The 26,667-nt window shown below is 54.4% G+C and carries 28 protein-coding genes and 1 tRNA gene; 15 read left to right on the forward strand and 14 right to left on the reverse strand.

Annotated features, from left to right (window positions below; translation table 11 throughout):
- Nucleotides 1–56: 56 nt before the first annotated feature.
- The 5 genes from NZ823_16545 to NZ823_16565 form a co-directional block, all read right to left on the reverse strand.
- Nucleotides 57–530, reverse strand: a complete 474-nt coding sequence (locus NZ823_16545) for an HIT domain-containing protein (protein MCS6806737.1) — start codon at nt 528–530, stop codon at nt 57–59.
- 4 nt (nt 531–534) lie between these two features.
- Entirely contained in the window at nt 535–918 is a 384-nt protein-coding gene (locus NZ823_16550; GenBank protein MCS6806738.1) for an integration host factor subunit beta, read from the reverse strand.
- An 88-nt stretch (nt 919–1,006) separates the two neighbouring features.
- Nucleotides 1,007–1,339, reverse strand: a complete 333-nt coding sequence (locus NZ823_16555) for a divalent-cation tolerance protein CutA (GenBank protein ID MCS6806739.1) — start codon at nt 1,337–1,339, stop codon at nt 1,007–1,009.
- 13 nt (nt 1,340–1,352) lie between these two features.
- Complete coding sequence (bshB1, locus tag NZ823_16560) at nt 1,353–2,093, reverse strand: bacillithiol biosynthesis deacetylase BshB1 (GenBank protein MCS6806740.1); 741 nt, start codon at nt 2,091–2,093, stop codon at nt 1,353–1,355.
- 7 nt (nt 2,094–2,100) lie between these two features.
- On the reverse strand, nt 2,101–3,114 hold the full coding sequence (locus tag NZ823_16565; protein MCS6806741.1) for a glycosyltransferase family 2 protein: 1,014 nt from the start codon (nt 3,112–3,114) through the stop codon (nt 2,101–2,103).
- A 251-nt stretch (nt 3,115–3,365) separates the two neighbouring features.
- On the opposite strand from NZ823_16565, the gene cysK reads away from it, so the two are divergent.
- The 5 genes from cysK (at nt 3,366) to NZ823_16590 (ending at nt 8,938) form a co-directional block, all read left to right on the forward strand.
- Nucleotides 3,366–4,409: a cysteine synthase A gene (gene cysK / locus NZ823_16570; protein ID MCS6806742.1), complete on the forward strand. Its 1,044-nt coding sequence runs from the start codon at nt 3,366–3,368 to the stop codon at nt 4,407–4,409.
- 244 nt (nt 4,410–4,653) lie between these two features.
- Nucleotides 4,654–5,358 (forward strand): acetoacetate decarboxylase family protein, encoded by a 705-nt coding sequence (locus tag NZ823_16575; protein ID MCS6806743.1) that lies wholly within the window; start codon nt 4,654–4,656, stop codon nt 5,356–5,358.
- Nucleotides 5,359–5,375: 17 nt separating this feature from the next.
- Nucleotides 5,376–6,365 (forward strand): NAD-dependent epimerase/dehydratase family protein, encoded by a 990-nt coding sequence (locus tag NZ823_16580; protein MCS6806744.1) that lies wholly within the window; start codon nt 5,376–5,378, stop codon nt 6,363–6,365.
- 42 nt (nt 6,366–6,407) lie between these two features.
- On the forward strand, nt 6,408–7,607 hold the full coding sequence (locus NZ823_16585; protein ID MCS6806745.1) for an acyltransferase family protein: 1,200 nt from the start codon (nt 6,408–6,410) through the stop codon (nt 7,605–7,607).
- Complete coding sequence (locus NZ823_16590) at nt 7,595–8,938, forward strand: patatin-like phospholipase family protein (protein MCS6806746.1); 1,344 nt, start codon at nt 7,595–7,597, stop codon at nt 8,936–8,938. The genes NZ823_16585 and NZ823_16590 overlap by 13 nt, the downstream gene beginning before the upstream one ends.
- 839 nt (nt 8,939–9,777) lie before the next feature.
- On the opposite strand, the gene NZ823_16595 is transcribed toward NZ823_16590, so the two are convergent.
- The gene (locus NZ823_16595; protein MCS6806747.1) at nt 9,778–10,044 is read right to left on the reverse strand and encodes a hypothetical protein; all 267 of its coding nucleotides are present in this window, start codon (nt 10,042–10,044) and stop codon (nt 9,778–9,780) included.
- Nucleotides 10,045–10,303: 259 nt separating this feature from the next.
- Here NZ823_16595 and NZ823_16600 point away from each other — a divergent pair, with 259 nt between their 5' ends.
- Both NZ823_16600 and NZ823_16605 read left to right on the forward strand, forming a co-directional pair.
- Entirely contained in the window at nt 10,304–10,840 is a 537-nt protein-coding gene (locus NZ823_16600; GenBank protein MCS6806748.1) for a 3D domain-containing protein, read from the forward strand.
- A 116-nt stretch (nt 10,841–10,956) separates the two neighbouring features.
- Nucleotides 10,957–11,157, forward strand: a complete 201-nt coding sequence (locus tag NZ823_16605; GenBank protein ID MCS6806749.1) for a hypothetical protein — start codon at nt 10,957–10,959, stop codon at nt 11,155–11,157.
- Here NZ823_16605 and NZ823_16610 read toward each other — a convergent pair.
- A complete protein-coding gene (locus tag NZ823_16610) occupies nt 11,147–11,380 on the reverse strand; it encodes a hypothetical protein (GenBank protein ID MCS6806750.1) in 234 nt (77 codons plus the stop codon). The two genes, NZ823_16605 and NZ823_16610, sit on opposite strands and share 11 nt — an antisense overlap.
- 40 nt (nt 11,381–11,420) lie before the next feature.
- On the reverse strand, nt 11,421–13,520 hold the full coding sequence (locus NZ823_16615; protein ID MCS6806751.1) for an anaerobic ribonucleoside-triphosphate reductase: 2,100 nt from the start codon (nt 13,518–13,520) through the stop codon (nt 11,421–11,423).
- Between the two features lie 367 nt (nt 13,521–13,887).
- Here NZ823_16615 and NZ823_16620 point away from each other — a divergent pair, with 367 nt between their 5' ends.
- The 6 genes from NZ823_16620 (at nt 13,888) to NZ823_16645 (ending at nt 18,491) form a co-directional block, all read left to right on the forward strand.
- A complete protein-coding gene (locus NZ823_16620; protein ID MCS6806752.1) occupies nt 13,888–14,454 on the forward strand; it encodes a hypothetical protein in 567 nt (188 codons plus the stop codon).
- Nucleotides 14,455–14,545: 91 nt separating this feature from the next.
- A complete protein-coding gene (locus tag NZ823_16625) occupies nt 14,546–14,836 on the forward strand; it encodes a transcriptional regulator (protein ID MCS6806753.1) in 291 nt (96 codons plus the stop codon).
- A 22-nt stretch (nt 14,837–14,858) separates the two neighbouring features.
- A complete protein-coding gene (locus NZ823_16630) occupies nt 14,859–15,362 on the forward strand; it encodes a secondary thiamine-phosphate synthase enzyme YjbQ (GenBank protein ID MCS6806754.1) in 504 nt (167 codons plus the stop codon).
- A gap of 434 nt (nt 15,363–15,796) precedes the next feature.
- Complete coding sequence (locus tag NZ823_16635; GenBank protein MCS6806755.1) at nt 15,797–16,672, forward strand: hypothetical protein; 876 nt, start codon at nt 15,797–15,799, stop codon at nt 16,670–16,672.
- Nucleotides 16,673–16,677: 5 nt separating this feature from the next.
- Nucleotides 16,678–17,595, forward strand: a complete 918-nt coding sequence (locus tag NZ823_16640; GenBank protein MCS6806756.1) for an ABC transporter ATP-binding protein — start codon at nt 16,678–16,680, stop codon at nt 17,593–17,595.
- On the forward strand, nt 17,592–18,491 hold the full coding sequence (locus tag NZ823_16645; GenBank protein MCS6806757.1) for an ABC transporter permease: 900 nt from the start codon (nt 17,592–17,594) through the stop codon (nt 18,489–18,491). The genes NZ823_16640 and NZ823_16645 overlap by 4 nt, the downstream gene beginning before the upstream one ends.
- A 181-nt stretch (nt 18,492–18,672) precedes the next feature.
- Here the strand turns inward: NZ823_16645 and NZ823_16650 are convergent, their stop codons facing one another.
- Both NZ823_16650 and NZ823_16655 read right to left on the reverse strand, forming a co-directional pair.
- The gene (locus NZ823_16650) at nt 18,673–18,903 is read right to left on the reverse strand and encodes a hypothetical protein (protein MCS6806758.1); all 231 of its coding nucleotides are present in this window, start codon (nt 18,901–18,903) and stop codon (nt 18,673–18,675) included.
- 191 nt (nt 18,904–19,094) lie between these two features.
- A tRNA-Gln gene (locus NZ823_16655) sits at nt 19,095–19,168 on the reverse strand.
- 244 nt (nt 19,169–19,412) lie between these two features.
- Here NZ823_16655 and NZ823_16660 point away from each other — a divergent pair.
- A complete protein-coding gene (locus tag NZ823_16660; protein MCS6806759.1) occupies nt 19,413–21,086 on the forward strand; it encodes a tetratricopeptide repeat protein in 1,674 nt (557 codons plus the stop codon).
- A 48-nt stretch (nt 21,087–21,134) separates the two neighbouring features.
- Here NZ823_16660 and NZ823_16665 read toward each other — a convergent pair whose 3' ends face one another.
- Complete coding sequence (locus NZ823_16665; GenBank protein ID MCS6806760.1) at nt 21,135–21,359, reverse strand: hypothetical protein; 225 nt, start codon at nt 21,357–21,359, stop codon at nt 21,135–21,137.
- A 169-nt stretch (nt 21,360–21,528) separates the two neighbouring features.
- On the opposite strand from NZ823_16665, the gene NZ823_16670 reads away from it, so the two are divergent.
- Entirely contained in the window at nt 21,529–21,810 is a 282-nt protein-coding gene (locus NZ823_16670) for an HU family DNA-binding protein (GenBank protein ID MCS6806761.1), read from the forward strand.
- A gap of 94 nt (nt 21,811–21,904) precedes the next feature.
- Here NZ823_16670 and queA read toward each other — a convergent pair whose 3' ends face one another.
- The 3 genes from queA to NZ823_16685 form a co-directional block, all read right to left on the reverse strand.
- Nucleotides 21,905–22,948 (reverse strand): tRNA preQ1(34) S-adenosylmethionine ribosyltransferase-isomerase QueA, encoded by a 1,044-nt coding sequence (queA, locus tag NZ823_16675; GenBank protein MCS6806762.1) that lies wholly within the window; start codon nt 22,946–22,948, stop codon nt 21,905–21,907.
- Nucleotides 22,948–23,889, reverse strand: coding sequence for a YihY/virulence factor BrkB family protein (locus NZ823_16680; protein ID MCS6806763.1), 942 nt, complete (start codon nt 23,887–23,889; stop codon nt 22,948–22,950). Before NZ823_16680 ends, queA begins: the two co-directional genes overlap by 1 nt.
- A gap of 155 nt (nt 23,890–24,044) precedes the next feature.
- Nucleotides 24,045–26,372 carry a S8 family serine peptidase gene (locus NZ823_16685; GenBank protein ID MCS6806764.1) on the reverse strand — a complete coding sequence of 776 codons (2,328 nt, stop codon included), beginning with the start codon at nt 26,370–26,372 and terminating at the stop codon, nt 24,045–24,047.
- Nucleotides 26,373–26,667 lie beyond the last annotated feature (295 nt).

The following is a 26,667-nucleotide window of genomic DNA, read 5'->3' on the forward strand; positions in this document are numbered from 1 at the left end:
GCATAGCCGGGTGCTTCAGAAAAAGAGTATTGCGTCTACAATGAAGCCCTTTAAGCTCAAAACAGGGGCTTCAATTTTGTATAGGTGGTCGCCAAGTCTTCAGGCAAAACCCGCGTTTCGCCAATGGTGGTCATGAAATTGGTGTCGCCGTTCCAGCGTGGCAAAACGTGCAGGTGAAAGTGATCGGCGACGCCCGCACCTGCGGCGCGGCCCAGGTTCATACCCAGATTGTAACCATGCGGATGATAGACTTGCTCCAGGATTGTTAAGCACCGTTTGGCCAAGTCCATCATTTCGTCGGTCACCGGTTTGGGTGCATCGGTTGGCGACGGCACGTGCATATACGGGGCAATCATCAGATGTGCTGTGGTGTAAGGAAAGAGGTTCATGATCACAAAACTTTCCTGGCCGCGGAACAGGATATAAGCTTCGTGATCTTCACGCTGAGGCGCTTGGCAAAAGATGCAAGCGGACACAGTTTCTGCGGTAGCAACGTAGTGATACCGCCACGGACTCCACAAAAATTCCATGACGTTACTCGTTGATGATTTCTTTCAACGCCTTTCCGGGTTTGAAGTAAGGGGTCCGTTTCGACGGAATACTGACCGGGGTGCCTGTCTTAGGATTGCGGCCTTGTCGTGGGCCACGCGAACGGAAGCGGAACGATCCAAAGCCACGCAGCTCGATGCCTTCGCCCCTTTGCAACGCGGCTACGATATGCTCGAAAACCGTTTCCACAATCACCTGAGCGTCCTTTTTGGCCAATTCGGCCACGCGAGCGACTTCTTCCACCAGATCGGCTTTGGTCATTGTCTTGCGGTCTTTGGCCGGCATGCCGCTGGTCATCGCCGATGTTGCCGATGGTGACTGTTCCGTCTGGATACCCCCCATCATGTTTGGAAATTGCGTTTCATTCATAATGTCCCTGTCTCCCTCAAGCTGACGCGCGTAAATTAGCAAAAATTCTCGGTGATGGCAAGGGAAAAAATCTTCAACTTCAAAACATTCAGAGTGTTTCAGGTGAAGCGACCGATTCGATGAGCCAGCTCAAGTAGCTACTAGAGCCATCCACAATCGGTAAGGCAATGATTTCCGGCACCTCATAGCTATGGCCGTGACGGACAGCTTGCTCCAGTTGGGCAAATCGCTCGCGGGTTGTTTTGGCGATCATCAGCGCTTCAGGATCGCGGCAGACTTGGTTCTTCCACCGATAGATTGAAACAACGTTGGGGACGATGTTGACGCAGGCCGCTAATTGTTTGTTAACCAATTCTTGGGCAATGCTTTCAGCTTCTTCCAGGTGGGCTGCGGTCATCAACACGATGATGGGCTCGGCCATAGTTCCTCCTACTTCAACTGTACAGGCTCATCGTCCGCGTCAATAATCGGACCGGATCATCTACGTTCAGTGCTTGTTTGACATAAAAGGCTTCGCCATGTTCGACATCAATGATGGCTCCATAGTAACGTTGTCGCGCCTCGACGCGCCGAAGGAAACTTTCGGCGCTGAGCATAGTTTCCGGCTCGGCACTGTTCGGGTTATGAAATTGTGATTCGTAGCATTTAATGGCCTCCAGTTTCTGGGCGGCTACGTCAGTGATGTCAACGACAAAACTCGGAGCGACGCGATGGGGGAAGAGAAAATAGGCCACCGCGTTGGGCCGGTGCCGCGCCTGGCCTGCCGCTGGATCGTAATTGACCAACCCGGCCAGATGAGCCGCTGCCGTGACGACCCGACTGGTTTGGGCATGGTCTGGATGCGGGTCGTCCCAGTAGTGGGTGAACACCACAGCCGGGCGGTATTGACGGATGAGGCGCACCACGGCCACGCGCGCTGCGTGCTCATCCAGCAGATGCGCGTCGGCAAGTCCAACGTTATCACGCACCGTCAGACCAAGCACCGTTGCCGCGCGCGCGGCTTCACGAGCCCGAACCTCCGGTGTGCCACGCGTGCCCCGTTCGCCCCGTGTCATATCGGCGACGCCCGTTTTGTAGCCTAATTGGGCTAATTTGATCAATGTGCCGCCCACGGATAACTCGGCATCATCCGGGTGTGCGGCAATCACCAAAACATCAAGCTGGGTGTTACTCATAGTTCATTTAGTGTGATGAAATAGCCGTTGATTGTTTACTGAGCGATGCTGCTTGTGAGGCCTCCGGCTGCTCAACGAAATTGAGCTTTGTTCGGACCAAGTAAATCGGCTTATTCTGCGATTCGTGATAGGTTCTGACCAACATCTCAGCAATCAGTCCCAACAAGATGACCTGAATCCCCAGCATAAACATGATCATGGCCAGAAGCGTCAATGGCGTGCGAATAAAGCTGGTTCCCAGGACAAATTTTTGATAGACAGCGCCAACCGTGGCCAGCATGGACAAACTGAAAGCCAACAAGCCGGCTGTGCCGAACACATAGAGCGGCTTTGTCATGTAACTCATCATGAATTTAATCGTGATCAGATCAAAGATGACTTTCAACGTGCGCCAAAGCCCGTATTTGGATTGACCGGCCGTTCGTGGATGATGTTGTACGACGACCTCTGTGACACGTCCGCCCGACCAGGAGGCGTAGATGGGAATAAACCGGTGCATCTCGCCGTAGAGCCGGAATGCCTTCAGCACATCGCGCCGGTACGCTTTCAGCGTGCATCCATAATCGTGTAAGGGAACGCCGCTAATCAGCGAGATCAATTTGTTTGCAATGGCCGAAGGGAGCTTTCGCGTCAGCCAAGCGTCCTGCCGATCTTTCCGCCAGCCGCTAACCACATCGAACCCTTGCTCAAGCACGTCAAGCAATCGCGGAATGTCAGCCGGATCGTTTTGCAAATCAGCATCCAACGGGATCAACACCTGCCCACTGGCAGCATCAATCGCCGCTGACATCGCCGCCGTCTGCCCATAGTTTCGGGTCAAACCAATGACTTTGACAGAGCGATCCTGGCTGGCTAGTTCTTGCAGGATTTCAAAACTACGATCCGTGCTCCCGTCATCAACGAAGATGATCTCGTAGGTTAAACCCAAAGCATCAAGCGCCGCCTTTAACTTTTGATAGAGTGGCAACAGATTGTCTTGCTCGTTGAAAACCGGAAGGATGATGGATAGGTACGGCCCCATAGTCTCACCAGCGCGGTATAGTAACATAGATTGCCTCGGTTCAAAAGACGCGCAGCCTTTGCTGGCTTCCCCACACTTGATGGTTCCCTCTGTGCTTTCTGGTTTCCTTACGCTTGCCAATCCTGCGCACATTTTGATAGGTCGCACTCACAAGCCGTCACTGGTTTAGGATGGTTCCCCCACGCTTGCCAATCCTGCGCGTTATCGGCCAGAATGCTCCCTTCACATCAACATCCGAGGATAAATCACCAATGATTGAATGGGATCGCTATCGAACCTATAGTGCAAGTATTCTGGAGGCAATCGGGCGGACGCCGCTGGTGCGGTTGAATCGAGTCACCCAGGAGATACCTGCGGAAGTGCTTGTCAAGTTGGAATACTTCAGCCCATCAGGCTCACTGAAAGATCGCATCTATTACCACATGATTACGGAGGCAGAAAAGCGCGGTGAGTTGAAGCCGGGCATGACGATTCTAGAATGCTCGACCGGAAACGCCGGTATCGCGTGTTCATTCGTGGCCGCCGTTAAAGGCTACAAGTGTATCATCGTGATGCCGGAAGGCATGAGCGAGGAGCGCAAGAAAACGGATGTAGCTTATGGAGCGGAGATGGTATATACACCGGGAGGCGAATCGGACGTAGACCTTGCTCTGCAAAAGCTGCAAGAGATTCGCCGTCAGGACCCAGACCGGTATTGGGTTCCTGCCCAGTTTGACAATCCGGATAATATCGAAGCTCATTACTTGACGACCGGTCCGGAGATTTGGCAACAAACCGGCGGCCAGCTCGATGCCTATGTCGCCACGCAGGGCACAGGCGGCCAGATCACCGGCCTGGGACGCTACCTGCGTGAGCAGAACCCCGCTGTGAAGTTGTATGCTGTTGAGCCAGCCGAGTGCGCGCTGCTGTCTCATCGCCAGTGGGGAACACACAAGATCGAAGGCATTGGCGACGGGTTTGTGCCTCGCAATTTGGATTTAAGTCAGTTGGACGGAATTATTACCGTCACGTCAGATGATGCAATCACGATGGCGAAACGCCTGGCCAAGGAGGAAGGCATTTTTTGTGGCATGTCGTCGGGAGCCAATGTCGTCGCCGCCATCAAACTCTCCCGTCGGTATCCACAGATGAAACGAATTGTCACGATGATCTGTGATCACGGCAGCCGCTATTTCTCGACCGAGCTGTGCGACCAACCCAAACACGTCGAGTCGCCCGAGCGCGATCACCCGATGGATGATTACACGCGTGAGCAGTTAGACCGGTATCAGCAACAGTGGGATATTATCGAATGAGGTTGCAGGCGGCCCCGGCTTCAAAGTGATGATAATTGCACCTTGCGCCAGAGACCTGAGGTTGAGTATGGTTTGATTCTCTGGAAATGCTCTGAAAAGAATTTGCTTGTTGTTCGGAACGGTATCACGTGGATGGCTATTGCAAGCAACCGACAATGAACACGGTCGTTCAGGCAGCCGTCTGACGACAGGCCACAGCGGTGGTCGGACAACTGCCTTGAACCGACCGGCTGGCGAAGACTGTATGAGCCAAGCGGGCGCATCGTGGACAGTCACAGGCTCAGGGTTTGCTGTGGCCAATTTATTCCGCCTCGGCCGCGTGCGGCCGCTGATTCCGGCACATTTTGACATTCAAGCCGTGCTGCCCGGATATACGCTTGGAGGGTATTACGGCCTGCATTACGAACAGTCGCCGATTGGTCCGTTTGATGAATTGATTGTCTTTCCCGCATTGGTGACCTTCGGCGGTAAGATGGGGTGCTACGTCAGCCACAGTTACGTTAACAACGAACACGCTCTCAAAGGAGGGTGGCAGTATTGGCGCTGGCCTCGAGAACTGAAGCGCATCACAGCCAGCTTCACTCATCATGAGTGGCGATTCGAATTGATAGAAGCCGGCGAGAGCGTATTTACCGCGCGTGGGCGGACGTTGACACCGGCCTTTCCATTCCATTTTTCTGTTCCGTTTCTGGATGATACAAGCAATCAAGTTGAATGGTATTGCGGCTTGTTCGATACCCAGATTCAGTTTAGTAAAGCGCGAATCAAGATCAGTCCTGATAGCCAATTTGGTCGGTTGGGGCGGGCGCAGCGGCTGTTGAGTGTTTTCTTCAAATCGCTGCGTATGGTTGTGGGTGAGCCGTCGGCCGTTCACGAACGGTTGGTTCCTCAACCTGCCTACGCTGCGCCGGCTGTCAGTGCCAACCGGATTTTGACATTCTACCGTTAAACCAGGGAGACAGCGCGATGTCGGCAACGACGCCAGCCAAGACCCGAAGCCGCGCACAACGACGAATTGTCTGCCTCACAGGCGTGCATGGGTTCCTTGGGAGCCGGTTGTTGCGTCAGCTCGAAGAAGACCGCCGATACCATCGTATCGTGGTTTTGGATATTAGGCCGCTCGATCAGGCCAGTCGAAAATGCCACTATTATCACGTGGACCTAACCGAGCCTGCCATTGATAAAACAATCGCCGACATTCTGCAAAAAGAGCGAGTTCAGACCATCGTTCATCTAGCGTTTCATTCCAGCCCGCAACACGATGAACGGACTTCTCACGAGCTGACCGTGATCGGCACAATGAATGTCATCAAAGCCTGTCGTCGCGTGGCGGTGCATAAGCTTGTGGTGCAATCAACCACGTTGGTTTACGGAGCCGATTACCGCAATCCCAGTTTGATGGACGAGCAAACACCATTGAACGGCGCTCGCTCGTATGGTTTTATCCGCGATAAGGTGGAAGTTGAAAACATGTTGCGCAAATTGGCTCGGAGCGCGCCGGAGATGATTGTCACCAGCCTGCGGTTTTGTCCGATTCTCAGTCGCCATCATGCTGATTACATTACCGACTATTTGCAGCGGTCTGTTGTGTTAACCGCGATGGGCTACGATCCGTTGGTGCAGTTTCTGCACGAGGAAGACGCCCTCATCGCGCTGAAAAAGGCGGTTGATGCCGATTATCCGGGAGCCATCAACATTGTGGGACGAGGCGTCATGTACTTGAGCACGGTACTACACTTAGCCAAGCGGACGGCCATTCCCGTGTTGAGTCCGGTGGCCAGTCCGTTGGTGGATGCGATGTGGTACTTGAAGGTCTCCGAAGCGCCCAGCGCTCACTTAGATTATTTGCGGTATTCCTGTATCGCCAGCGGCGAAAAAGCGGAAAAAGAAATGGGATTTGTGGCCAAGCATACAAGCAAGCAGACGCTGCTGGATTATCTCAGTCAACGTTCATAGCATTGTCAGTGAACGTTCGTAGCATTGTCGGGAGAGTTCGTTATGGCAGAAGCACCTAAAGTCATCAATATGAAGCGACGGCACAACAAGGCCGCCGTCAAAGCCCGACAAATGGGAGCGCCGCCAGCTAGCCGATTGGAAACCGTGACGCCGCCTTCGTGGGACTCGGTTATTGACGCGCGCATCCAGGAGCGGTTCGCGGCGTTTGAGAAACGGTTGGAGCAATCGTTAGACGGACTGCAAGCGAGGTTGGAACAGGCGCTAGCGTCGTCAGGCCGTCGAGAGACGGGGTGGCAAGACGGGCCCTGGGCGTCCGTGTTCTCCTTGCTGGAAGGAGTGGGCACGACAACCGAGCTGCTCTCCACGATACGAGAAGCCGGCGCCTTGGTCATTGACCGGCTACAAGACCTGGGCTTCGTCACAGTGTTAGCCGAAACAATAACCAATGTGGCCACGCATGTTCCCTCGGACGTAGACGAGTTCGGCTACGATCAGGAATTTGAAGATAAACTGCGACCGCTGGTCGAGTTCTTATACTACAAATGGTGGCGAGTGGAGATGACCGGTGTTGAGCATATACCGGACTATGGACGTGTGCTGTTGGTCTCCAACCATTCCGGCACGCTGCCGTTTGACGGCGCCATGATCAAGTTCGGCATACGCGAGCTTCACCCGGCGCATCGGATCGCTCGAATCCTCATGCATGACCTGTTCAATTCATTTCCCGTGATTGGTCCCATTCTGTGCAAGGCCGGCGCCGTGCGGGCATGTCATGAGAACGGAGAGAAGTTGTTACGTCGTGACCATCTGACGATGGTCTTCCCCGAAGGCGCCAAGGGCACGGGCAAATACTTCAAGAATCGCTACAAACTGGAGCGGTTCGGGCGCGGCGGCTTTGTGCAATTAGCTGCGCGGTGTCAGGCGCCGATTGTGCCGGTCTGTGTAGTCGGCGCTGAAGAAATCTACCCTATCCTCGAGAATTGGACCGTGGTAGCCAAGCTGTTTAATCTTCCTTACTTTCCCATCACGCCGACATTCCCGTGGTTGGGATTGCTCGGTCTTATTCCCCTGCCATCAAAGTGGTACATTGATATTGGCGAACCCATCCGGTATGATCATCTTTCACCTGAAGACCTTAACGATGATTTCCTCATGGATAATCTCGGCAATGAAGTGCGGCAACAAATTCAGCAGATGATTCATAACCGGCTGAAACAAAGGAGATCGGTATGGCGCGGCTAGCTCAACAGCAGGCAACGACTCAACGACGATACACGCGCAAGAAAACCAAGCTTGCCTTGGTGCTCGCCGGGGGCGGCTTGACAGGAGCAACATACGAAATCGGCGCATTGCAGGCATTAGATTATGCGTTCGGTGGTGATTTTTCCGTGACCGACTTCGATATCGTGATCGGCCTGAGCGCCGGCGCTTTTGTCGGGTCATTATTGGTCAACGGCGTGAAGCCGGCTGATATGTTCTTTGGTCTGCAACGGGAGAACCCCTTTATCCAGGTCATTGATCAGTTGGACATCTACTATCCAAACTATACCGAAGCCATCTCCCGTTCATTGACGTTTCCTTGGAAGCTGTTGCGACACTGGATTCGTGATCTGCTCGGGCAGCAACCGATTGATTACTATAGCTACCTTGATTCATTCAACGAGCTGTTGCCCTCAGGCATCTTCGATAATCAACGGATCGAGGCCTATCTGCGACGTAATCTTAGCCCTGAAGAAGGGCGTACCAATGATTTTCGCGAACTTGATAAAGAGTTGTTTATCGCTGCCACCGATTTGGACACCGGTGAGCGCGTTATCTTCGGCGACGAACAACATCGGACAACGCCGATTTCACGAGCGGTGCAAGCTTCAACTGCTCTGCCATTATTCTACAAACCCGTCGTCATTGATGGACGCGAATACACAGACGGAGCGATCCGCAAATCGCTGCACATTGACGTAGCCCTCAAGCGAGGAGCCGACCTGGTTATTTGTATCAATCCTCTGGTGCCGTTCTACCATGACAAAAGTCGCAAGCCGATTCGTGTCCTCAGCGGACCCGGTGAGCACTTGAGCGAGAAGGGAATGGTCTCCATCGCTCATCAAGTCATGCGCATTCTGGTTCACTCGCGCATTAGCTCAGGCTTAGAGAAATATCGTCGCCAGTATCCTCACGCCGATATTTTGTTAATCGAGCCGCGCCGTGACGATGATCAGATGTTCTCTTATAAGCTGATGAACTATGCTGATCGTCTCTCTATTGCCCGGCATGGTTATGAAGAAACCCTCGAAGCGTTACTCCGACGTTTCAATCATTTTGCCGGTCGCTTCCGCAAGCATGGGATTAGGTTGTCGCGGGCCCGTCTTCAAGTGGCACTAAATAGAATTCGACAAGTCCCCGACGATTCCTACGATCTGATCGAAAGGATCTTGTATCCGCAGCAGAAACAGCGTAAACCACTCAACCGATTGAACACGGTGTTAAATGCCCTGGAGCGCCATTTGGCGCAATTAACTGGTTCGCCGCCATCGAGCGAAGGCACTTCATCGGCCAAAGTCGAACGAGCGGCGTAGTTTTTTGCGTTTACCTGACAGCGCCTAGAGCGGTTTGCGAATCAACCTACCCTGGGGCGCACACTTGCAGCGTGCATGAGCCCGCAGACGGGCGCTCCCCGGGTAAAGGCAATGGAAAATCGCTGTAAGTGAACAAGCTGATGGAACACGGATGACACGGATTCGGCCGATCAACGCGGATCAATCGGCGAAAATCCGCCGCATCCGCCTCATCGGCGTTCTATCCAACTCCCCTGACTGAATGCCGTTCATGGAATACGGATGACACGGATTGGGCTGATCAACGCGGATCAATCCGTGAAAATCCCGCCGCATCCGCCTCATCGGCGTTCTATTCAACCCCACGAGCTTAGAGCGGTTTGTGAATGAGTTTACCCTGGGGAACGCACGGTTCCAGCATGCATTAGTCCGCAAGATGTGGGGCCCCAGCTAAACGCAACTGAAAATCGCTCTAAAGGCGCAGCGTGCGTTTGGATGAGGATCGGAGCTTTCAACCTCAGCACCAGCACGATGAAGAAATTCACTTACGAGGCCTCGTGCGTCTGGACGATGACCAGACGCAGGCTCGGCTGGTTATCATCTTGTGGATGTCTGTTGAGGCCGCTCTGCATATCGCTCGTTTCAAGACGCGGGCCTCAGCCTCGCTCAAGGAGAGCAGAAGCATTATGCTGAGAGCCAATTTCACAACGAGGCAATCGCCCGGTTTTTCGCAGGCTGAGCAGAGTTGCGAAACAGGTTCTAAGGAGCCGCGTCAGCAGCAGGCGTAGCTCGGCCGGCTGCCTTGAACTCTTGCGCTAATCGAACACGCTCTTCGCGGCTCTTGGCCTGGCTGAGCAGGTTCATGAATTGACGTTGTCGCTGCAGCCGCCGCTTTTTTTGACGGTGTCGTCGCTGTCGCAACTCAGCTTTGCGCGTTCCTTGTCCCATACTGTTTTCGGATGCCTCAAATGGTCGTTTGATACAGAGCGGCTAATTATACACATCGGCACGCCGTGCTCAACCTTGAAAAGCAGCGAGCCGTCATGCGGCGCCACAACAAAACACAGGGACAAGCGCCACCTCGCCTTGACCGAGTTGATGAGTTGAGCGCCATCCATCTTCTGCAATGAGGCATAAATTTTTGCTTGATCGCATTCATGGCCAACTGAAAAAATACGCCGATTTAGCTCGATTATGAGCCTTCTGGAAAGGAATTTTCTTAGGATGTTTGGTTGACGAATCAGGTCTCGGTCGCTACAATGCGCGCTTAGAAAATTTCAATTCAGCCCAAAAGCACCGGGGCACAGTCTGGCCCTTTTTCCGTTGATGATGATGTTTGGGTAGTAGACTGTTGGTACAAGTAACCGATGTGGAGGGTGAATGTTCATGACATACCTGTATTACGGATTCATAGGACTGACGACAGGTTTTATGTTGGTAACAGCCATCATCTTGGGCGTATCGTCCGGCCCGTCGCTGGCGAGCGCTCAAATCATAGCAACGACGGAGCCATCAGCGCAGCAAACGGCGCCATCGCCGCTTTCTCAGGATGAGAGCGGCGCCGAGGTCGAAGAAGTTACATCAAATCCACCGGACATCACGACCGACTCCGCAGGATCAGAAAAACAAACATTACATCACTTCATTGCTACAGCCTACTCCCTTCGAGGAACCACAGCCACTGGCATACGTGTCAATCCAGGCAGCGTCGCTGCTGATCCTTCCATTTTGCCGATGGGTTCCGTGATTCGATTACATGCTGGACCCTACTCAGGCATTTATACCGTGCTCGACACCGGGGCGAAAGTCCGCGGAAAACGGTTAGATATTTGGTTGCCGAGTCAACGAGAAGCGATTCGCTTTGGCGTTCGCAAAGTAAAGGTGGAGATCATTCGCTACGGTTGGAATCCGACCAAAAAGTAATTGCGCCTGAGGCACAGACAGAGAAGTTTGTGCTTTGAAGTTATACCAATAGCTTCCGTGAAGGCCACGTTTTTTCTGGGGGCGTCGTTGAGCGGCGCCCGCCGAAGTTTGGTGCCTTGAACCGAGCCATCTGCGGCAGCGGTGACCGCGCACCAGAAGGTCGCCAGACGTGCAACGTCTGGATGGGCGTCATCTCCAAATACTATCGCGCTTTCAACAGCGCCACCTCGTTCCCCCGTCGGCGCGTTCACGCTGTTCATTCGCTGGTCATGAACGCGCACATCTCGGCGCGTCTGCAACGCGCCACTATTGTTTGAACTGCTGCTGGAGACGTTGCACGTCTGGCAACGTTGTCAGGGTCCGCTGGCGCAGCTCAGCAGAAACAAGCGTGGCATGAGTAATAACCACGGGGCGTTCTGCTCTTGCTGGCCGGTCACGCTGCTCACTCCGTCGGGCTACCAAGTAGCATGAGTCAAATGCCGAGTGAAGATTCCACATCCCCAGTTCAGATTCGACATCCCCCAGCTTAGATTCCGCCATGCTTTTTGGCTCCATGAGCGTGGTCTTTCCCTCAGCGGCATTACTCTAGTTGCTCATTGAGGCGATACCGGTCACGCAATTGTGCCAACAAACCACGATTCCAAGCCGAGAGCGGGCTATAGTGATGTGTGCTGATGGCCAATCCGTCTACGCGCGTCGCTTGGCAGTGTGCACAGTGATCGCGCAACCCGCGTGTGGGTTTACCGCAGGTGAGACAGAGGGTAAATTCTGGGGCGGTGAGGAAGCTGGCGCAATGTGTTTGGTAGAATGCGCGGGATACCAGAACAGCGAGGCGCTCGTGACTTTGAGCGCCATCAGACAACCATAACGGGGTTACGCCATTGTAGATCACGTTGTCGTGCATGAGACCTTCGATACGAATTCGCTCAAGTGCACTGACGCGCGCTGAGGGCAGCACCTTCAGGCCATCTGTGTAGTAAACATTACCCGTGCGCAAGTCTCCAGAAACGTAACTGGCTGCCAGCGTCGAAAACGCCGAGCGCATGTCATGTCGCGCCAAGCGGTGAGGCGTGGCCTCATCATCTGACTCGGCCAGGATAAAGCGGACTTTGTGTTTTGAACTGAGACGCTCCAGTTCACGCTTCATGTGGGCGATGATTTTTAAGGCAATATCGAGGCTCGCATCGGCCTCATGCAATCGTTGGCCGCTCAGGTAATACACCAGTTCGTCCATGCCCACCGGACAAATCATGAATGTCGTCCAGTTCAGCCGAAGAAAATTGGCGTCTGAGCGACGGACACTGAGCAGCGCCAGCGGCCCGCTTTCCCCCATGGCCATCAACCGCTCAAGAAACACACGTTTTTCCAGATGCGCTTGAGCGGCTATCTCCAGTGTCTGACTCAGTTTTTCCAGCACGTTGACCAATTGTCGGTCGGAGTGATACCCGATTCTCGGCAGATTGATGGCCACTGACTGTAATGACGCTGTGCGCCAGTGCCACGAAGGCACGTCAGAAAATCCAGCTTCAAACGGGATACCAAAACGCAGTAGGAAACTCTGCGTGTCATCCCGATCAAAGGCGATGCGGATGCCGCCTTTTTCAAGAGCTGCTTGACTCACCAGTTCGAGAAACTTCTTGTAGCCGGGCGATGTTGCAAAACGATCCGTGATATGTAGAATCGGGCGCGGCGAGGTGAAGGGGCGTCCTGAGGCGTCGCCCGTCAGGTAGACCGAGAATAGCTCGTGAGCAAATTGCCTAGCGGTTTCCGTGTAGGCTCCATAGGGTTTACCTGTGTGGGCGCCGCCAGGACCAACGGCCGGTTGGTCGGCCAAATGGGCTGGCGCATCCCAATCCAGGTGGATGTTGCAAGCCACTGTTTGTCCGCCACGCGCGATAGCCGGCGCTGAAAAGTCGAACACAAACGACTGCGCCAATTGTTGAATCGTCTGCTGAGAGGCGTTTTCTATGAATGGCGCCAAGGCAAAATTAACACTGTCCCACACAATCGGGCCGCTCAGGTATCCCTGCAACGCAGCAGTGAATTTGACCAGATGGGCGATGAGCACCTCAGCGTGTCGGGCCGGACGCGCCGAAGAAAAATTGTGCGGCAATGGAATGCCATGCTGCTTGATGTAATCAATCGAACTGACCAAGTGATATGGGCGATCAACCGAGCCAAGGTTCTGAATATAAATCTCGCCGGACAGATGCGCATTGGCGACTTTCTCTGAAAAGACCGACAGAATGGCGTATTCACGCTTGATGGCTTCGGCCAGAGCGAGGCTTGTACCTTCAGGGCCGTGGCCACGCATGAGCGCTTCGGGCGCCGACTGACAAATGATGCGTTCAGCATCATACAAAGGCACGCCCAGACGAGCATGCGCGCGATGCGCTCCTTCAAGCCCATATTCGATCAACTTCACGTTGACCAATTCACGAATCAACGATGAACTCAGCGCACGAATGCCGGACTGAGCAATCAGTTGCTTAATCTCCAAGCTGATTTTGGCTGCCACATCAACCTGCACTCCGGCTTCGCGCACTAGGGCGTCAATGATCCGCTGAGGATCAAACCGTACGACATCCTCATCAGAACTACGGACAAGCAACTCCGCTTCGGGATTACGAAGCAGCTCGTCCTCGGTCCCTTTGGCTGCTTGTTTATTGATCTCGGCCATAGCTTGTGATGGGCGATACCCTAACGCAAAAGCCTTGCCTGCCGCAAGTTCTGTAGCAACATGACTGTCCGAAATTGAACGCTGGAAGCCACCACGGCAGATAATCTGGCGAAATCGCCGCGCCGTTTCTGTGCGCGGCATCTGAGCGGACGATGACTATGGATATGGCGCGGCGTTGGCGAGCACGAGCGTACATACTCAGTGGTCGGTCACGCTGTCGGGGATCATCGAGCCATGATTTGTTACTATAACTACAGAGCAAACTACTTTGTAATGCAAAGAACTTGACGTAAATCGGAATTGATTGTAAATTACCGTCGTGCCAGTTATTCGTACAACTGAGCGGAACCCGTCGGAGCCCGCAGCGTTGCACGCCCAGGCTATTGACAACCTGCGATTCATTCGAGAGACGATAGAAGGGGCCTGTGCGCTGACGGCTGTTCCTGGCTGGGGTGGCGTCGCCATGGGAATCACGGCTTTGGTCGCCTCGGTCATTGCTTCGTTTCAGGAACATCCTGCTGATTGGTTGGTCGTCTGGATGATTGAGGCAATGGTCGCCGTGTTGATCGGTACGTGGGCGATGTGGCGTAAGGCTCGTCATATTGAGCGCCCGTTCCTCTCGGCGCCGTTGCGCAAGTTTATCTTCAGCTTATCACCGCCGTTGGTAGCCGGCGCTTTGTTGACGGTGGCTTTGTTCCGTTCTGGTCGTACCGATCTGTTGCCAGGAGTCTGGCTGCTGTTGTATGGCGCAGGCGTGATGACGGGCGGCGCATTCTCTGTGAAAGTTGTGCCGCTGATGGGATTGTGCATCATGGTTGTTGGGACGCTCGCGCTTTTCAGTCCGGCCTCCTGGGGCAATGGGTTCATGGCTGTCGGGTTTGGCCTTGTTCAGATTGTTTTCGGCGTGATCATCGCCAGGAGGTATGGTGGCTAGACGACAAGCTATTTCTGAGAAAGTTTCCACAAAGGCGGGCGCAGCCCGGCGTACCCTGCGGAGCATTCGCGGGTTTGCTGATGAGAGCCGCATGGCTGATTTTGATCGCTTGATTCACGAGCGCACTCGGTTGGCGATCATTAGCACACTGGCTGTGAACGATTCACTCAGTTTCAATGAGTTAAAACAGTTGATACGCACGACGGATGGCAATTTGAGCGTTCATGCGCGTAAACTGGAAGAGGCTGGCTACATTGCTTGTGTCAAGTCGTTTGAAGGACGAATACCGAAGACCGAGTATCGTCTGACACCGGCTGGACGGCAGGCGCTGGAGCGTTATCTGAATCACATGGAGGCTATTATTAAGGCCGCGCGAGGATAGATCATTTTTGTCGGAGTGCTTCATGAAAGGTCGCAATATGGTCGCATCAGTTGGCATTGGTGAGCAGTCCATGACACGGTTCAAGGTTCAACACAGGGCAATCTACGTGCAGACTCACGAGCGCTTTCAATTCGTTGACTTGACGGACGTGATTGCTGACATTGTGCGCCAGTCGCGTGTGCAAAACGGCTGGGTCAATGTTCAAACACGACACACGACGACGGCGATTGTCGTCAATGAGCATGAACCGCTCTTACTGGAGGATATGAAAAAAATGCTGGAACGGATGGCGCCGCAGGACGGCATTTATCAACACGACGATTTTGACGTCCGAACTGTCAACATGGGTCCTGATGAACCGGCCAATGGTCATGCTCACTGCAAAGCGATCTTGTTGGGCGCTTCCGAAACCTTGAACATTGTTGATGGAGAGTTAGGCCTTGGTCGCTGGCAACGCATTTTCTTAATTGAGTTAGACCAAGCCAAAGAGCGCACCGTGTCTGTGATGATTATGGGAGAAACTTGAAGGTATGGTGATGGTTTGACGGTGAAACTGGATTGAGGCTCGCTGGCTCGACTGTGAGCAAACTCTTGAGCACATGGAATCGCCGGCGAGTTGGCGCGTTGCCCGCACTCCCAGTTGGTAGTTAAGGGCGCTGTTGAAGCATCATGCTCCAACATGTGTGCGCATGTGTGAGCACGTGAGCGTGTACCTGTATGGATGAAATCCTGTGTATGAAGCTTCGGGATGGGCTTCCTGAAGTTGAATCGCTGACGGTTGATGATGATCTGGTCGTATGCGCCGATTGTCACCCTCGAATGAAGTTGGTGGCGAGAGGGGCAGAGGGCGCAGGTTTCCGCGCTGGAGCCTTTCTTCTGATGAATATCTCGTGATCGTTGAGTGGCACATCATTGAATGAAGGCTCGGCGCGGTGATTTTTCGACGGAGGACACACTTCGATGATTGGGCGGATTTTTAACCAAAAGGTTCGGTGGATATGCGGAGGCGTGACGGTTGTGGTCGCGGTGGTCGTTGTGCTGTTTTATGCTCCAATGGGCGCCTGGGCCGAACGCATGCTAGAGCTGTTTCGCATCAAGCAGGTCTCAGTTGTTGCTGTTGACATGGAAGGGCTGGAAGGGCAAGCGGAGCGACTCGTGCGATTGCTCGCGGATGATGTGATGATTACCAGAGAACCGGAGAAGCGGATTGAAGTGACCAGTATAGAGCAGGCCCGTGAGTTGGCTGGATTTCACGTTCGGTCGTTTGGCGAACGAGCGTCTGTTGCGCGGATGTGGATACAGAGTGGCATCGCCTGTCAGATGACCATCAATGTGTCCAAAGTAGAGGATGTGCTGGCTGAACTGGGCCGCGCCGATATTCAATTGCCCGCGTCGCTGAAGAGCGCAACGGTCGCCATTGATGTTCCAAAGAGTGTCATCGCTCGATACGAACTAGACAGCAGCGCCGATCCGTGGGATGGCTCGTTCATGTTCTACCAGAGCCCGACGCCGACGGTTGTAATTCCACAGGAATTGAATCTCTCTGAGATCGCCGCGGCCGGCTTGCAATTGGCCGGCTGGTCCGCTGAGCAGGCGCGCGCGTTCAGCCAGACCATTGATTGGACGTCAACGCTCGTCGTGCCGATTCCTGCTCGTGTAACATCTCACGAAACGGTTGATGTTGATGGGGTGAAAGGAACGCTGATAACGGAAAGCCGTTCGGGGCAGCGGCCATCAAAGTTTTTACTATTGTGGGTCAGGCAGGGGATCATTTATGCGCTGGCCGGTTATGGTGAGCCGGCTGAGGCGCTCTCCCTGGCAGAAATGTTGGAATAAGCGTCGTGTCTGATCTGGTCATTGAGACCGAAAATTTACGCAAGGAGTTCGGCGCGAGAGTAGCGGTCAAAGGCCTCACCTTGCAGGTGCGACGGGGTGAGGTCTTTGGCTTCTTAGGTCCCAATGGCGCGGGCAAGACCACTTCGATGAAAATGTTGTTGGGGTTGTCGCGGCCCACCAGTGGACATGCAACCATCTTGGGACGTGCGCTTGGTGATGTGGCTGTCCGTCGCGCAATCGGATTTTTGCCTGAGCATTTTCGCTTTCACGAGTGGTTGACAGCCGCTGAGTTTCTCCATGTGCACGGGCGGTTCTACGGCATGTCATCAGCGCATCTGTGTCGGCGCGTGCCGGCCTTGCTTGAGTTGGTTGGTTTGGCCGACCATCGCAATAAGAAATTGCGAACATTTTCCAAAGGCATGTTGCAACGAATTGGCTTGGCGCAGGCGCTTCTGAACGACCCGGAATTGATTTTCCTCGACGAGCCAACATCGGGGCTTGATCCTGTCGGGCGCATACTGGTGCGCGACATCGTACACGATCAACGCCGTCGGGGCGCAACGGTGTTTCTCAACTCGCACCTGCTCAGCGAAGTTGAAGTCACCTGTGACCGGGTGGCGTTCATCAAACATGGCGAAGTCCTACAGACCAAGCAACTGCATGACACGGCGAGCGAAGGCACACAGGTAGTCGTTCGTGCGACTCATGTGACCTCTGAGGTTCTCAATGGACTTGCGTCGCGAGTCGGGCCGATTGAGGTAGAAGGCGACACGTTCACGTTTCGTATCTCCGACGCCTCAGTGGTGCCCGAGGTCACACGTTATTTGGTTGCCCATGGCGTGGACGTCTACGAGATCACACCGCAGCGATTGTCGCTGGAACAGTGGTTCATTCGCATCGTCGGCACGGACGGAGGCTTATGATCCGACCGGTTGCAGTTCTAACCGAGAGAACATTCGGTTCATCGTCGAGTCGCTTCCGTTGGCTGCGCTCAACTTTATTGATGGCGCGCCTGACTCTTCATGAAGCCCGGCGAAGAAAAATCCTATGGGCTGCATTTGGGCTGGGCAGTGTATTGCTGACGCTTTATGGCGTCGGGTTGTTTTACATCGTCAAAGAGAGTCTCACTCACGATCTAAGCCCGATCAGGCGCAATCAGACTTACAACATCATTGCTGTCATGGGACTTTATGCTGTGAATTACCTGACAGTCTTGATGACGATTTTGATCTCAGTGGATACGTTGGCCGGCGAGATTGCGACGGGAACGATTCAATCCATTGCGACGAAACCGATTCGACGCCTCGAGATTGTGCTCGGCAAATGGATCGGGTTCGCCAGCCTGTTGAGCTTATATCTTTTGTTCATGGCCGGCGGAATCCTAATCCTCACATACGCGCAAACCGGTTTTATCCCGCGGCATGTGTTACGAGGGTTGGCCTTGGTTCAATTGGAAAGCCTGTTGCTTTTGTCGGTCACGTTTTTGTGGGGGACGATGTTCTCCACGCTGACAACCGGTGTGCTGACATTAGGCCTGCAAGGCGTCGCGTTTATTGGCGGTTGGATTGAACAGTACGGCGTGATCGAGAATAACCAAACTGTCACTAAGGTCGGGCTGCTGGCCAGCTTAATCATGCCCAGTGAATCGCTCTGGCGGCGTGCCGCCTTTGAATGGCAATCTGCCATCATTAATGCAACAGGGTATTCACCGTTTAGTGGTGTTTCCGTGCCCAGTGATGCGATGGTGGTGTATGCCGGCGTCTACCTGCTGATAGCCTTGGGTCTGGCGATTCATCAATTCGCACATCGAGATTTGTAAGCGGCCATCATTGAGCGGGGTCACATTGGGCGAGCAGGAACGAAGTTTTGCCAGGGAACCCTCTTCCGATTTTCCATTGAACACAAGAGAGCGCTCAGTGCGTCTTGCATGCAGGCTCACGGATGTTCATCGAGCAAGCTTCAATTGATGAGCAAGGCGATGTTCTCCCTCTGCTGAAGAGTCACTCTTTAGTTGGGGAGGGTTTGTATACGAACCCAACCGGTTTTTCTTTGTCCTTCACTTCCCAGAAGACGTGAATCTTTTCTATCGGGATGAACAGAAACGTCTCGTCGAGGGCTTTGAGCTTCACGACGTTGTCTATGATGTCAACTAACTCTCCTTTCACCGTCGCCGTTCCCCCGTAGTTAATTTCCACTGTTTTGTTGAGGTAACTGGTAAGAATTTGCTTCACCGGTCTCTGCTCCTTATCAAGGGATAGACAGCGTAATCGTACTGGCGTTAGATAAGGCCGTCAAGGTAGTTGGCGTTAGGGACTTGGATGGTTATCTAGAAAATCGCCCACGTGCAACAGCACGCCACGAAGGATGAACATGCAATTCTCTCGTGAGCTTCGTGTGTTTCGTGGGCTATTTTCAAAGGAGGTGGCTGGGAGGCAGGGATTCGAACCCCGATACGCAGATCCAGAGTCTGCTGTCCTACCATTGAACGACCTCCCAGCAGGACGTCGAAGACTATATCGCCTGCCTGAGCCGATTGTCAAGCAAGTCGAAGAAAGGCATGCCATAGGTTTTTGTTATCCGGTGAGCTGATTTGATCTGAACTCACCATAGCCAACTATGATCGAGCCGCAGCGACAAGGCGCGTGCCACACACCAACGGACAACGCGCCGACCGACGCAGTTGACGCTCAGCGGAAAATGGCCTACCATCGGTCGTTCCGTGGGAAAGGCGAGGCTTGACATGAAGATGACACGAATTGTGACGCAGATTGTGTTGACTGCTTGGCTCGTTTGTTTTGGGTTCACTCTATCGGTGTCCGCTCAGCAGCGATGGTTGGTTCTGCCGTTTGAGAATATCTCTGACAAACCGGTGTACAACTGGCTTGGCGAAGGGATCGCCATGATGCTTTCGGATTTGTTAAGTGTGCCGGGCATAGATGTCGTCACGACCGAAGAGCGGCGGGCGGCATATACCAAGCTCTCGTTTTCTGACACAGCGATTCTCAGTCGCGCGTCAGCCATTCGCCTCGGACAGGAACTTCAGGTGGATCGTTTGCTCGTCGGGACGTATCAGGTAGCAGGCTTGCCGGGCAAAGAGCAGATCAGCATGACGGTTTTATTGATTGATGTGCCGGCCGGCAAGTTAGCGCAAAACACACTGGAAGCGGCAGCGCCGATCAGCGAGCTGGTTGAATTACAAGCGATCCTGGCCTGGGACCTGTTGTCCAGTCAGCAATCTCCGTTAACTGTATCGCGACAGCAATTGATCTCACGGGTGCGCGGCGTGACCACCAAAGCATTTGAGTTGTATGTCAACGGCCTGCTGGCGCCTGATCCGACTAAAAGCCTCAGGCTGCTTCGACTGGCGCTCAAGGAGCTTGGACAATCCAGTCCTGAGACGACATTCACCTCGGTGGCGTTTGCCCTTGGTAAGCTCCATTTCGAGCAGGGTCAGTATGCTGAAGCGATTCCGTGGTTGGCTCAGGTCAAACGTGGCGAGTTGTATTACCCTGACGCGCAGTTTTATCTTGGATTGTGTCATTACTATCAGGACATGCTCGACCGAGCTGCGACGATTTATGCCGAGTTGACGCGACTCTTTCCAACCGCCGGCGTGTACAACAATCTGGCGCTGATTGAACTGAAGCGAAAGGATTTTGCTAAAGCGATGCAATATCTGGGCATCGCTGCGGCGGCCAATCGTGAAGCTGTGGACGCCTCGTTCAATATCGCTTATGCACATTGGTTAAAAGGCGAGCTTGAGACGGCGATTGATAAGCTGCGCGAGGTGATTCAACGCCGCAGCAGAGACGGGGAAGCGCATTATTTGCTGGCGAAATCCTATGCCCAATTAGGGCGCCAATCGGTCGCCAATGAAGCGCTGGCCCAGGCTCGTCAATTTCAACCAAAGGTTGTTCAGTGGGAACGAAGCGGCAAGCTGCCGCCGCTTGGACGGCCGGTCAGGGTGTTAGACCGCTCGCTGTTGTATTGGCCGGACGCTCCACGCTCGAAGGACGCTGCGCCGCCGACGCCTTTGACGTGTTGGCTCGATCACATGCAGCATGTCGTTGAACGGTTGATCGCTCAAAAGCGTGACGGTGAGGCATTGATGTTACTGGACGCGCTGTTGAAGCAGACGCCAGATTGGGGGCGTGGCCATCTTCTCAAATCGCAGATTCATGAAGCTCAACGGGATTACGTTTCGGCGATTAACGAACTGCGCGCGGCGACATTCTGGGAACCTCACCTGGTCATGGCTCATGTCCGATTGGGCAGGCTTTACGCGATGGTTGGCGACAACGGGCGCGCGCTGGAGCATGTCAAGAAAGCGCTGGATTTGGACCCTCACAACCAAGATGCCTTGTCGTTGCAGCAAACGCTGCTCCGCCCGCCAAGCGACTCCGTGCGTCATTAGAAGCAGCTTCGATTAGCAGCATTCCAGCAGAGCTGATTGGAAACGGCCTTAAACGGCGGAGTAATCCGTCCATTGGCAGTGCTCATGTCCACATCGCCGGCACCAGCAATGCTGTTGTTGGCGGTGTTCCAGTGATTCATCATCGGGCGACGGTCGTTGCAGCAAGACGAATCGCTCGCGCTCGTCGAGCTCATCCCAGGTGGCCAGTGAGAACGTCTGGCACAACGGGCATAGCCCTTCTTGTCTGTCCTGATTGACAAGGTGTTTCATCATTGACACGAGAGCGTACTTCAGCTCAGTGACGGGCGCAACCCTGATGAGACGGCCTGCTGTCGGCATTTTGCCTATATTTCACTGATGTTCCTATTGACATTGGCGCGTTTGGTTTGATATACACCACTGCGCATTTAGGTTGTTTCCAATACATCAAAGGGGGTGTTCAATGAACAAAAGCGAGCTTGTAGACAGAGTAGCGAAAGCAGCAGGGATTTCCAAAGTTGTGGCAGAGAAGGCCGTTGATGGTGTGATCGAAGCTATCTCCGGGACGTTGAAGAAAGGAGGTAAGGTCACCTTAGTTGGTTTCGGTACGTTCTCGGTGGCGAAGCGAAAAGCCCGTACCGGGCGCAATCCGGCCACAGGCGCGGTGATGAAGATTGCGGCCACCAAGGTTCCCAAGTTTTCCGCCGGCAAGCAACTGAAAGATGCCGTGCGCGGTAAGAAGTAACCCAGGTTCGCTCACTGGCCAATCATTGCAAGAGCCTAAATCACTGTTAAGAAATTAATCTTGGCCTGTTGATAGAAAGGTCGAAAAGGCCTTTCTACTTAATCAGCATGCAGTCGCCGTAGCTATAGAAACGGTAGCGGTGTTCGACAGCGTGCTGATAAGCGCGCATGACGAGAGCGTGACTGGCGAACGCGCACACGAGCATCAACAGTGTTGAGCGAGGCAGGTGGAAGTTTGTCAGCAAGGCATCCACGACGCGGAATCGGTAGCCGGGGTAGATGAACAAACTTGTTCGGCCAGGACCGGCTGTGACCATGCCTGAGGGATCGGCAGCCGATTCCAATGCGCGGACGCTTGTGGTGCCGACCGCTAGGATAGTGCGTCGCTCTCGGCGTGCCCGATTGATCTGATCGGCAGCCTCCTCTGAGATGATGTACTCTTCTGCATCGAGATGATGCTGCTCGACCTTTTCCACGCGGACCGGTTGAAAGGTGGCATAGCCAACGTGGTGGGTGAGTTCAACGACCTGAATGCCTCGCTGGGCAAGAGCGGCGAAGGTCTGCTCGGTGAAGTGCAGGCCAGCCGTCGGCGCAGCAACGGCTCCGCGATGCCGGGCGTAAATTGTTTGATACCGTTCATAGTCATCAGGCGATGAGGCGCCGGCGGGTCGCCGAATATACGGCGGCAGCGGAGGTAGGCCGTAGCGATCAATGAGCGCATCAAGTTGGTCGGCTGGGCAATCGAACTGAATGATTCGTCGTCCTTCGGTTCTGTAGCCGACCACGCAAGCTGTCAATGCGCCGTCGGCAAATTCCAGGTGAACGCCTTGACGACAAACGCGACCCGGTCTGACTAACGCCTCCCATTGGGCCGGCCCGGTCGGGCGTAGTAACAGGATTTCGACCGTGCCTTGGTGGCCGGCCCGTCGGCCTCGAAGTCGAGCAGGGAACACGCGGGTATTGTTGATGACGACGACCGTGCCGGGTTCAACTTCTGTAGGAAATTGCCAGAAGTGCCCATCGCGCCATTGGCCGGTTGCTCTCTCCAGAATGAGCATGCGTGACTGATCGCGTTGAGGCAGCGGCTCTTGGGCGATCAACTCGCTCGGCAAGTGGAAATCGAACGCGGCTATATCCATCAGACCGATTCTTGCGATGAGATGACGGTGACGGCCTGCCTGTGAGAGGGCGCCTGTGCGCCGTCTCGGAGTGGTTCGAGCAAGTAATCACAATGCAGCAGCGCCGTCATCTGGGCCCCAAAGAGCATGAGGAGATTGGAAATGTAAATCCACGTCAAGGCGGCCAACACTGTCGCCAAAGAGCCGTAGAGTCCTTCGTAGGGCACTTCCGCCAGAAACCAAGCAAATAGGTATTTGGCCAATTCGTAGAGGAAACCTGCCGTGATCGCTCCAGGGATTGTTTCGCGGAGAGTAACACGCGTGTTGGGCATGACCTTGTAAACCAGCGCAAACAGTGATGTCGTTAGCAACAGGCCGACCACGCCGAACAGAACCCGCCACATGGTGCCGTTGGCCGCGATGACCGGATTGATTTTCGAGGCTTCAGCATGGATCACGGCGAGCACAGCCGTCGCCATCGCCGAGGCAAACAGCAGTCCGCCTACGCCGATCATCAATGCCAGCGAGACCAGTCGTCCGTGTAGAAACGGCCGACAAGGAATTCGCCAAATTCGACTGGTGGCTTGCTCGATAATGGAGCAGGCCCACGAAGCCGCCCACAGCAGAATCACAACACAGGTGATGATTTCACCAGATGACGGACGTGGCACACTGAGCAGGTACTCCACCAGTGAATCCTGCGCCCCCTTTGGGACCATGAGGATCAACATTTCCAGCGCGTAGTTCCTGATGTGCGACAAGGAGGGAAACCGATTGCCCAAATCAATGACCAGAAATAGGAGCGGAAAGAGCGCCAGCATCACAAAGTATGAGATAGCCGCGGCTGACGAAGGCAAGTGGTTCTTGAGAAATTCGACAAAGGTTTTCCCCACCAATCGGTGTGTTGGGATACTACGGCGGATCACGGTAGCAACTTCTTGAGCGCCGTGTTTGAGCGACACAGATAATCGTTCCTGTTCCGCTTCCATTAACGGGGCGAATTATAACATACGAACACGGCTTGGGAAGTGAAGGTAAACGCCTCAGCGCCAATCGCTCTATTGCAGGCTGGCCGTGAAGGTCACCGGTCAGGTGGTCGGTGACCTTCACAGTGCGTTTATGGTGTGATGGTTGCCTGAAGGGTGAAACTTGCAGCGCCGGGGCCGAAGTTGGCAATCGCGATAAAGTATGTGCCGGCGCGTAGCGGTGGTGAGCTGAACGGCGTGATCACGATAGTTTCGTTGCCGGTGACGCCGTCTGCGCGATAGTCAGCAACGGCTTGACCATTCTGGATGGCGATGCGTTGACCAAAGCGCACAAACAGGTCTACGTCCTGATTGCCATTCAAGCGAACGGTCAGTTGCGTCGCGCCAGTGGGAACCTGAATCGTGTATTGGGTGTCGCCAAGCCGGCCCTGCCCCGGTTGCGGAGCCGGAATGGTGCCCGTGACCGGCACACCGGAGACCAGCGCAATCGTATCGCCGCCGGTTGATCCGCCGGTGACCGTAGCCGTCAATGTGAACGACGCAGCGCCAGGACCGAAATTGGCGATGGCAATGAAGTATGTGCCTGAACGAAGCGGAGGCGATGTGGTTGGCGTAATCGTGATAGTTTCATTGCCCGTCGGAGACTCAGAGCGGAAATCAGCTACTGCTCGACCGCCTTGAATGGTGATCATCTGACCAAAACGAACATACAGATCCACGTCCTGATTTCCCGTCAATGTGACAGTCAGTTGAGTCGCGCCGGTTGGCACCTCAATGGTGTATTGCGTTGGGCCAAGAACGCCGCCGCCTGGCGGTGGCGCTGGGATCGTCCCCGTGACCGGCACGCCCGATGTCAGTTGAGTACCGCCGCCTGGCGGTCCGCCTGTGACTGCGTTGAGAGCTGCCAGCATATCAACACGGCCACGACCATCCCAATTGGGACCAGCGTCGGGCGAGTCATTAGGATCATCAGGCAGGTCCACGGTCGTCGTTTGAATGATGGTGGCAACCTGGTCGTTGGTGAGGGAACGGTTGAGCGCACGGGCGCGTGAGATGATCAAAGCTGCCAAGCCGGCCACCAGCGGCCCAGAGAACGATGTACCGCCAGAAATATCGTAGGTCGGCTCACCGGCTGGACCCTCGCCGTTGAGTTGATCGGCGCGCGTCAAGAACGTTGTGCTGGCGACAATGCCCGGCGCGACAACATCAACGGCTCGTGGCCCGAATTGAGAGAACGCCGCGCGTCCATTGATATCCGGCGGGATGCGAAGGGGGAAGTCGCCGCCGTAGTCTGAAGCGCCCACCGAAATGACGTTTTCATACGAGGCAGGATAGTTGGGTTGCGGTGAGTTGTCATTGCCTGCCGAGGCAACGATCACAGCGCCACGTGAGTGGGCAAACTGAACAGCCATTTGCTGGGTCTGGGTTGGTTGTTCGCTTCCCAGACTGAGGTTGATCACCGCGGCGCCGTTGCTGGCTGCATAGGTGATTGCGTCAGCAATGTCTTGTGTGCTGGCGCCGCCGTCGTCGGTGAATACTTTTAAGGCCATGATACGGCAGCTCCAGGTCGTGCCGGCGATACCGACAGCATCATTGCCACGCGCGGCGACGATGCCGGCTACGAAGGTTCCATGGGTGGCGGCATCATCGGCGGCGCCGTTGCCGTCTTCATCAAGCCCGTCGCCGATGTCAGGATTGGGATCGTTGTCAGGTCGTGAAATCAGCGGAAGATTGCCGCGAAAGTCCCAGCCGACGATGTCATCCACAAATCCATTGCGGTCGTCATCAACGCCGTTGTTAGCAATTTCATTAGGATTTCGCCAGATGTTAGGCGCGAGGTCCGGGTGATTGAGCAGAACCCCTGAATCAATCACGGCCACCACGACGTCCTGCCGTCCGGTCGTAATGTCCCACGCTGCTTCGCCGTTGACGTTGCGATTCGACCCGACGCCGTTGTAGACCCAACGTTGCAAACTGTTGGGATACGTGTTGCCTTGAAATTGCAAATTCGAGTACAGCGGATCATTCGGCGTGATGTGAAGGTAGTGGTAGTAATTCGGCTCGGCGAATTCAACGGCCGGCTCGTTGGCCAGGGCAGCGGCCACTTGGCGCACGTCCTGGTCTATAGGAATTTGGTATCGGTAGATATCCAATGTCCAGTTGTGCGAACCCTGAGTGAGTTGATACATCCGTTCGATCTCTTGCTTGGCGGCACGTTTGGCAGATGGCCGGTACTTAACCAGTACTTCGCCGGGAACAAATTCGGGACGTTCAGTCGTGTTCATCTGAATGCGCAGTGGACGGTGAGGTGCAAATGGGGCCGCTGCTGATGCCACATGGGCAGGCACGAACAGTCCTTGCAATACAACGAAACCCATCAACATGAGACTCAACCAACGACGAACTCGAATACGATTGGCGCAATTTGTTAGCCTTGACATGAGCAAATTTCTATTCATCACGTTAACCTCCTGTGGGCTGTGCAAAATCAGGTAAATTTTTGCGCAGTGATTTTAGGGGCGGTTGCTGTTTCCGTCAAGCAGCGCGACCGGTATCTGGGTTTTCTCAGCCACTCTTGAAGTGGCCGAAGACTTATCGCTGTTTCCCTCAAGCAGCGTGATCGGTATCTGGTGTATCTGTGCCCACCGTGGCGCTACGATGATTTCAACTGGCGAGGTCCGGATTGGACCAAGGGGAGTGAACACTTTCGCGGCCATGCTACTGACCAGTGCGATGGGTCGCTATCCGAAGCTG

The organism is Blastocatellia bacterium, from assembly GCA_025054955.1.
Lineage (GTDB): Bacteria > Acidobacteriota > Blastocatellia > HR10 > J050 > JANWZE01.

Coding starts and splice junctions, on each gene's coding strand:
- bshB1 (MCS6806740.1), bottom strand. CDS start 2,093: ATGAGTAACACCCAGCTTGATGTTTTGGTGATTGCCGCACACCCGGAT.
- NZ823_16615 (MCS6806751.1), bottom strand. CDS start 13,520: ATGGCCGAGATCAATAAACAAGCAGCCAAAGGGACCGAGGACGAGCTG.
- NZ823_16685 (MCS6806764.1), bottom strand. CDS start 26,372: ATGAATAGAAATTTGCTCATGTCAAGGCTAACAAATTGCGCCAATCGT.
- NZ823_16670 (MCS6806761.1), top strand. CDS start 21,529: ATGAACAAAAGCGAGCTTGTAGACAGAGTAGCGAAAGCAGCAGGGATT.
- NZ823_16580 (MCS6806744.1), top strand. CDS start 5,376: ATGTCGGCAACGACGCCAGCCAAGACCCGAAGCCGCGCACAACGACGA.
- NZ823_16630 (MCS6806754.1), top strand. CDS start 14,859: ATGAAAGGTCGCAATATGGTCGCATCAGTTGGCATTGGTGAGCAGTCC.
- NZ823_16610 (MCS6806750.1), bottom strand. CDS start 11,380: ATGGCGGAATCTAAGCTGGGGGATGTCGAATCTGAACTGGGGATGTGG.
- NZ823_16555 (MCS6806739.1), bottom strand. CDS start 1,339: ATGGCCGAGCCCATCATCGTGTTGATGACCGCAGCCCACCTGGAAGAA.
- NZ823_16565 (MCS6806741.1), bottom strand. CDS start 3,114: ATGGGGCCGTACCTATCCATCATCCTTCCGGTTTTCAACGAGCAAGAC.
- NZ823_16545 (MCS6806737.1), bottom strand. CDS start 530: ATGGAATTTTTGTGGAGTCCGTGGCGGTATCACTACGTTGCTACCGCA.
- cysK (MCS6806742.1), top strand. CDS start 3,366: ATGATTGAATGGGATCGCTATCGAACCTATAGTGCAAGTATTCTGGAG.
- NZ823_16585 (MCS6806745.1), top strand. CDS start 6,408: ATGGCAGAAGCACCTAAAGTCATCAATATGAAGCGACGGCACAACAAG.
- NZ823_16665 (MCS6806760.1), bottom strand. CDS start 21,359: ATGATGAAACACCTTGTCAATCAGGACAGACAAGAAGGGCTATGCCCG.
- NZ823_16660 (MCS6806759.1), top strand. CDS start 19,413: ATGAAGATGACACGAATTGTGACGCAGATTGTGTTGACTGCTTGGCTC.
- NZ823_16575 (MCS6806743.1), top strand. CDS start 4,654: ATGAGCCAAGCGGGCGCATCGTGGACAGTCACAGGCTCAGGGTTTGCT.
- NZ823_16645 (MCS6806757.1), top strand. CDS start 17,592: ATGATCCGACCGGTTGCAGTTCTAACCGAGAGAACATTCGGTTCATCG.
- NZ823_16590 (MCS6806746.1), top strand. CDS start 7,595: ATGGCGCGGCTAGCTCAACAGCAGGCAACGACTCAACGACGATACACG.
- queA (MCS6806762.1), bottom strand. CDS start 22,948: ATGGATATAGCCGCGTTCGATTTCCACTTGCCGAGCGAGTTGATCGCC.
- NZ823_16600 (MCS6806748.1), top strand. CDS start 10,304: ATGACATACCTGTATTACGGATTCATAGGACTGACGACAGGTTTTATG.
- NZ823_16625 (MCS6806753.1), top strand. CDS start 14,546: ATGGCTGATTTTGATCGCTTGATTCACGAGCGCACTCGGTTGGCGATC.
- NZ823_16635 (MCS6806755.1), top strand. CDS start 15,797: ATGATTGGGCGGATTTTTAACCAAAAGGTTCGGTGGATATGCGGAGGC.
- NZ823_16550 (MCS6806738.1), bottom strand. CDS start 918: ATGAATGAAACGCAATTTCCAAACATGATGGGGGGTATCCAGACGGAA.